The sequence below is a fragment of the Kitasatospora sp. NPDC023120 genome (assembly GCF_055560835.1).
In genome coordinates this window covers 1-6412 of the sequence record NZ_JBVHHY010000071.1, presented here as the reverse complement: position 1 = coordinate 6412, position 6412 = coordinate 1, and the positions used below count along the sequence as shown (strand labels likewise).

At 66.6% G+C, this 6412-nt stretch carries 7 protein-coding genes and 1 pseudogene; 4 read left to right on the top strand and 4 right to left on the bottom strand.

Annotated elements, in window-relative coordinates:
- Positions 1–175: 175 nt before the first annotated feature.
- A pseudogene (locus ACZ3TI_RS40400) lies at positions 176–322 on the top strand (IS5 family transposase); the annotation flags it as partial.
- 53 nt (positions 323–375) lie between these two features.
- Here the strand turns inward: ACZ3TI_RS40400 and ACZ3TI_RS40395 are convergent.
- On the bottom strand, positions 376–801 hold the full coding sequence (locus tag ACZ3TI_RS40395) for a hypothetical protein (protein ID WP_465735508.1): 426 nt from the start codon (positions 799–801) through the stop codon (positions 376–378).
- A gap of 1477 nt (positions 802–2278) precedes the next feature.
- Here ACZ3TI_RS40395 and ACZ3TI_RS40390 point away from each other — a divergent pair.
- From ACZ3TI_RS40390 to ACZ3TI_RS40380, 3 genes are all read left to right on the top strand, one after another.
- Positions 2279–2440, top strand: coding sequence for a hypothetical protein (locus tag ACZ3TI_RS40390; RefSeq protein ID WP_465735506.1), 162 nt, complete (start codon positions 2279–2281; stop codon positions 2438–2440).
- Positions 2441–2586: 146 nt separating this feature from the next.
- On the top strand, positions 2587–3060 hold the full coding sequence (locus ACZ3TI_RS40385; protein ID WP_465735504.1) for a hypothetical protein: 474 nt from the start codon (positions 2587–2589) through the stop codon (positions 3058–3060).
- 177 nt (positions 3061–3237) lie between these two features.
- A complete protein-coding gene (locus ACZ3TI_RS40380) occupies positions 3238–4050 on the top strand; it encodes an SAM-dependent methyltransferase (protein WP_465735502.1) in 813 nt (270 codons plus the stop codon).
- Between the two features lie 4 nt (positions 4051–4054).
- Here the strand turns inward: ACZ3TI_RS40380 and ACZ3TI_RS40375 are convergent, their stop codons facing one another.
- The 3 genes from ACZ3TI_RS40375 to ACZ3TI_RS40365 all read right to left on the bottom strand — a co-directional run bounded on the left by ACZ3TI_RS40375 (position 4055) and on the right by ACZ3TI_RS40365 (position 5845).
- The gene (locus tag ACZ3TI_RS40375; RefSeq protein WP_465735500.1) at positions 4055–4438 is read right to left on the bottom strand and encodes a hypothetical protein; all 384 of its coding nucleotides are present in this window, start codon (positions 4436–4438) and stop codon (positions 4055–4057) included.
- A 98-nt stretch (positions 4439–4536) separates the two neighbouring features.
- The gene (locus ACZ3TI_RS40370; protein ID WP_465735498.1) at positions 4537–5520 is read right to left on the bottom strand and encodes a helix-turn-helix domain-containing protein; all 984 of its coding nucleotides are present in this window, start codon (positions 5518–5520) and stop codon (positions 4537–4539) included.
- Between the two features lie 88 nt (positions 5521–5608).
- Positions 5609–5845: a DUF397 domain-containing protein gene (locus tag ACZ3TI_RS40365; RefSeq protein ID WP_465735496.1), complete on the bottom strand. Its 237-nt coding sequence runs from the start codon at positions 5843–5845 to the stop codon at positions 5609–5611.
- Between the last annotated feature and the right edge of the window lie 567 nt (positions 5846–6412).

Here is a 6412-nt window from a genome sequence, read left to right as displayed (position 1 = left end):
GTCCAGAACTGACGCCCAACCTGCACAGGATCGCCCCAGCCGCCACAGCCGGGGCGATCCAGACCCTCGCAGGATCAGTGCGGCGCTGCACTAGTACTCCAGTGAGAGTTCTCCATTTACCCAGGTCAATGGATCGGAGGGCGTGAAACTGACTCCTGGGGCGAGGAACTGTCGGACCGTCGAGCGAACGCTCGGCCGACTGAACCACCCCCGCCTCGCCCGCGGCCACCAAGCACGCCCCCGACGGTCCGAAGCCATGATCCATCTCGCGATGATCAACCTCATGACCCGTCGCCTGACCAGCGAATCCACGCCAACATGACGCGGAACATGAAACATGAATCACAGGATGAAGCAACGGGACGAAACGCCCAGTTAGAGCTCGTCGAACCAAGCCGGGAACGCGCCCACCTGCCGCGCGTCATGCCGTTGGATCGCCCGCGGCTGTGGCCGCACGGGCAAGATCCAGCGCAGACCGGAGACCGGCTTGCCGTCAGCGGCGGCGCCCGGGGTGAGGCAGAACTTGAGCGCCGCATCGGGCAGGTGGTCCGGGGCTGTGATCAGGTCGTCAAGGAGCCTGCCGATGCCGAGCTCGTCGTACGGCGTCGGGAGCGTCAGGCCGGACCGGGAGATCTCATCCAAGGCCTGCCGGCACAGCTCAGGCCACCAACCATGCCCCCACCACCGGTCGGTGTAGCCCGAGGAGCCGACCAACGTCAGCAGCCGCAGGGTGACCTCGGGGCCGTAGGCCTGCTGCCGCTTCTCCCATGCCGCCACGGCCTCCCGGATGCTGGCGACCACCGGCTCCCAGCTGGCTGTGCCAGGTCTCGACCTCGGTGTTACGCCAGCCCTGGAGCACCACCCCGAGCGTGGCTGTCATTGGGACGGGATCCGGTAGCAGGCCGTTCTTGCTGGATCGCAGCGTCAGGGCAGTGAGCGCTGGATCGGTCGCCTGGAAGCTCTGCGGCTGGGACCCGAGACCCTGCGCGTGCTGCCCCTGGCTGGCTGCCCGCAGCACGTGGTGGAGGTAGAACTGGGTGTAGATATCCGGCGGGTTTTTACCTGCTCCGGTAACCCGCGTGGGATCGAGGAGGCCGAGCCGCCGGGCCGTGTCCTGGATGGCGGACTGAGAAGTGACGAGGGCGCCCGTGAGCTGGGTGGCGACCGGCGCGGTGAGCATGTTGTAGGTCGGCCGCTGGGATGAATCACGAATCAGGCGGTCAAGGCCTGGCCCCAGAAGTAGGATGTGCCGCTGCGGGTCATATGCCGCCCGGAGCGCCATGTCAGTCCGGATGAGTTGCCGGAATGCGTAGACGCCCTCATTCGGTACTTCCCGCGTCATAGCGGGTTCGGCTTTAGCATCTCGCCAGCCCGCCTCATAGAGCGGCCGGAGGAGCTGACTCAATCTGGCCTGTACCTGGTTGAGGTCGGAACGGTTCGAAGATGACACCGGATTTCTCGCTTTTTCTTTACTATCCGGTTTTGGCGGCTAGTCCTCAAGAGGGGATTAGCCGGAATGTAAAAATTCCTCGCACTACAAGTGTGGCGTTGTGCCAGAGCGAGTTTGGGGCCACCACGCTGGCCCAGATGCGCTCAGATTACCTTGGACTGGCCGTCAGCCCCACCGGAGCGGGCTCGGTTAGTCGAGCGCACGTCCCCCTGGGGACGCATTGCCTGTGCGCTCGCAGCCAGAACCCCCAGTAGCGCTTCGCTGATCTGGGGGTTCTTCGCCTCCCGGCGGCTGGATGCGTCGGCTCGATGGCGCCGGTCGGCTCCCGGCTCGCTCTGGGGCCGGCAGGCTCGCCCGGACGCGCGCCACCAGGAGCAGATCGCGAGTAGCCGGGCACGGTCGGGTCAAGTGGTCTTCTGGCGCCTGGTTCGGTGGGCTGGTGGCTTGGCGCCCGCTGGCCGCCGGGCTTGCCCCGGATCACTCCGGCTCGAACGAGCACCCAGACTGACCGGTTCAGATCAGTGTGACGAACAGATTTACGGAACACCTGTTCGGTTCAAGGATTGCCCAAAATGGTTTTGCACCAGGGCAGTTGGGGCTCATTTTGCTGAAGTGGTGGAGCTACCGTTGAGCCCACGCCCCAAGAGTGGGGCTGCCCCAGGCAGTGGGCCAACACTGCCCAGGGCGAGGGCCAATCCAGAGAGGTTGCCACCAGTGCCAGATCAGCCCTCCCGGGGGCGCGCGCAGCGTGCCCCGAGGGACCCCCAACGTAGCAGTGCCCCGTCCTGGCCGGCGCGAAGGCATCTGCCGGTTTCACGAGCGATCGGCGTGACCGCGCTTGCCGCGGTAGCGGCGCTGCCGGTGCTTCTGGCCGCCGCCCTGCTGCGCGGCCCTGCCCCGGTGGACCCCGGTCGGGTCGACCTCGTCGTGGCGTTGATGACCTACGTCCAGGTCCTCGTGGCCCTCGCCGTCCGGTTGTCCCGGCGCTAGCCACCTTCAGGCCGGCCTGCCATAGCTGGGGGTCGGCCCCACCGCCAGCTCGCCCTGCCGAACCCCGGCGGGGCGAGCCCGCCGTCAGCCGAACCGGCACCAAGACACCTGCACGTGGGCAACCGAGCGTTGACGAGGACCTTCCTTTGGCAGCCGACCACGCCACACCGGCAGCAACAGCCCCCAGTCGAAGCAAGCCGTATCGCAGCGGTTTCGCCGCCTTCGTCCTGATGCAGGCCGACGGCTACCACCGCTACGCCCAGGCCCGTCTGCTCGACCCCGGCCTGAGCCGCGAGGTCGTCGAGGCGACCCTGTGGTTGACCGAGCGGAAATGGGGCGCGGTGTTGCAACGGCGCAGCCCCACGGCGTACGCCTGGAGCATCCTGCGCCGCACGGTCAGTGCCGCGTGCTTCGATGCGTCCGACCCGGCGTCCGACCGCCTGCACCGCGCGCTGCCGGCCGACCACGCCGACGCGGTCCTGCTCCACCGCTTGGGCCTGCCGGTCGAGCAGGCCGCCACCCTCATGGGCATCGAGCCGCCCCAGGCCCAAGCAGATCTGCGGATGGCCCAGCGACTCCTGCAGGTTGAAGCTCGGGAGGTGTATGGCGCCTGCCCGTAGCCTGGTTCGGTGCTGGTCGACCGGCGCACTGGCCAGACTTCGCCCCCACGTTCGCCACCCGTGCGCCAGCCCGCGCCACTTCACCCGTCTGTGTAGTGGTGGGCTTTGCAGTGCGCCCCTACCATGAGGTGGATCATCTGGCCCTGGACGAACCGGGGTTGTCGCGACACGGATGGGGTGCCCGTGGACAAAGATCCGGTACCGGACAAGATCGATCTTTCAGTACCAAGTGCCGCCAGGATGTACGACTTTCTCCTCGGCGGCACTAATAATTTCCTGTCCGACCGGCTCGCCGTCGAGGACCTGCTGAAAACCGCCCCGAGCTCTCGGGAGCTGGCCGTCAACAACCGCGCCTTTCTGCGCCGGGTCGTCCGGCACATCGCGACTCACTACGAGATCCGGCAGTTCATCGACCACGGCTCCGGCCTACCGACCCAGGACAACGTGCACCAGGTCGCCCAGCGGATTCACCGCGGCACCAAGGTGGTCTACATCGACAACGACCCGGTGGTGCTGAGCCAGGGCCGGGCCTTACTGGACGAGAATGATGACGTAGCCATCGTCGCCGCCGACATGACCAACCCAGCAGCCATCCGCTCCCATCCCAGGGTGAAGGGGTTCATCGACTTCAGTCAGCCGGTGGCCGCCCTGTTCGTCTCGGTGCTGCACTGCGTGCCGAACCCCAAGCCGGCTCAGCTGCTGCGTGAGACGATCCAGCACCTGGCGCCGGGCAGCGTGGTCGTCATCTGCCAACTGGTGAGCGAGGACAAGACGGTGCGCGACGAGGTCACTCGCCTCATGGACCGGCAGACGAACGGCAATTGGGGTGAGGTGCGGACCGAGGCCGAGGTCCGCACCTACTTCGATGGTCTCCAGATCGAGCCTCCCGGCCTCGTCGACGTCACCGACTGGCGCCCTGACTCCGAGGTGCTGCCGCGCCAGCGGACGCGGGAGTGGATCGAGTTCGGTGGCCTGGCCGTCGTGCCGTGACGCGCTAGGGTCCGCGGTGAAACCCCGCCTGTAGTGTGTGGAAGGTGACCGTGCCCCCGCCGAGCATCGCGGCCTTCTGCTGGAGCTGGTCTACGACCGTGGGGCTCGGTCGCCCGTACACGTCGATGGACCTCATGAGGATGAGCCCACCGAACGCGCGGAACTTCGGTCCGCCGATCTCCAAGTGGAGCTCCATTGACGCCGAATCAGGATGGACGGCCACGGTCGTCATCATCGACTCGGCCTCGTCGATGAAGAAGTAGTAGGCGATCAGTTGCGGCTCCTGCGTCTCGACGAACGCGGCCAGATCACGCATGGCGTCCTTCACCTCCGCGATCTTGCCCTCGTGGATGTCCGAGCGATCAACGTAGTAAATGGGTTCCGTCATGCCGCCTGAAGCTATCGCTGCTCACCGGTTGAGCCCACGCGGCGCGCGGTCTCACCTGCACATCCCCTCTGTGCCGGCCTCAACCTGCGCAACAGGTCCTACCTCCGGCCCGAGGGGGCGGGCAGCTGCTGCTCGAAGTATGCCTTGGCCGCCAGCAGCAGCTGCCGGCTCCGCCTGCGGCCAGTGCCCAGATCCATGAGCTGCCACAACAGCTGCTTGTACTCCTCCATCTCGGACACTTTGTGGTCCTCACCCGGCGCCGGCCGCTCATCCACGGTGGGGGTGCAGTAGTCGGCGCCCCGCAGTCGCTCGTTGTAGATCAGCTCGGGCAGGCCTGAGCGGCCGAAGTCGAGGTGGGTCAGCGAGGACACCGACGAGGCGACGGTGTGGTCCAAGGTGATGATCCGGACACCGAAGCCGCGCGTGCCGGTGAGGTCGATCAGCCGCTGGAGTTGGTCGACCATGACTCGCGGCGAGCCCACCTTGCGGTAGAGCGTGCTGTGCTCCAGGAAGAAGACGGAGCGCGGCGGTGACACCAGGAACCGCTCCTGCCGTTCCTGGCGCAGGGAGAGGTACCGGTCCAGCCGGTGAGCCTGGCCGCTCGGCAGCTCCTGGCGGAAGATCGCTCGCGCGTAGTCTTGGGTCTGGATCAGGCCGGGGACGATCTTGGCCTCGTAGGTGATCAGCCGGATGGCCGCCGACTCCAAGGCCATCAGCCGCTCGACCCAACTGGCGAGCACATCGCGGTACGAGTGCAGCCAGCTCGGTTGCGTGGCGTGGCGGGCCAGCTCCTCGACCGCCGCAGCCAGTTTGGGATCGGCGCCGTAGAAGCGCAGCAGCGCCTGGATGTCGGCCAGCTTCGGCGGGCTCTCCGCGTTCTCCAGCCGGCTGAGCTTGGCCGGGGACAGCCGGTTGTCGATCCCCGCGACGACCTTCGTCAGCGTCCGCTGGCCTCGCAGCGCCTTCAGCTGCGACCCCAGTAGCAGGCCAGCAGCCGTGGGGTTCTGCTCCGGATCAGTGCCCGGCCGACGAAAGGCGATGACATTATCGTCATCAAACTGATCACCGAAATCGGGGATCACGCGGTCCCTCCCTAGGAAGTCAAGACGAGGCAAGTCTTCCATATCGGAGGGCCGCGCGATGCCCTTGTCTAATTATCGAACGAGCGGGTTACTGCGAGATCAGATGATCGAATTCACCGGCGCGAGCGCCGTCCAGGAAAGCCCGCATCTCAGCCTCGGTGAAGACCAGCGCCGGACCGGTCGGGTCGGTGCTGTTACGCATCGCCACACCCCCGCCCGTCAGCGCCCCGAGCTCGACGCACTGGCCATTGAGGTTGCTCGCCTGCGCCTTGATCCAGGTGGTGGCAATGCCACCGGCCGGCGTGCCGTTCTTGTACTTGTCCATGCCAATCCCGCCTTCCGTTCGTGCGAACAAGAGCTTTTCGGACTCACGTGCTGACCGGCGACAAGCCGCAGGTCAGGGACCTCCTGCAATTTCAGCTGCAATTGCAGAAGAGCGGACTGAATGCTAGCCGCTGAAAATCGAACGGCGCGTGCGCCCATGCGGGTGATTGGAAAGGCGGATTGGATTACCGGTGGAGTCGTCCGGGCCATTGGCGTGGTGCGCATCGTCTTGGGGCGCGTCGTCGTACACGGGAGCGCCAAGCGCTGGTCGCGAGGGGGAGATGAGGCAGTCGGCGGCCGCTGGTGCTCGGCACGGGCGACGAGCTTGAGGCGCGGTCGCTTGGGGACCGGGCGGATCCTCCGGAGAGTGCCGCTCGTCGGCCACCTCGGCCTGTGGCCCACGGCCTCCGAGCCGGTGGCGGGCCCACATTCTGTCTAGGCGGCTGGGCCGATGGCGCGCCCCAGGAGAACATTGAGTGGTGTGCATCGTGAAGTGGCAGGTCACGGGCCTGGTGTGATTCCGTGCCCCGGTGCTCGTGCTGGTCACGCGCGGCAGTCTGCCGTGTAG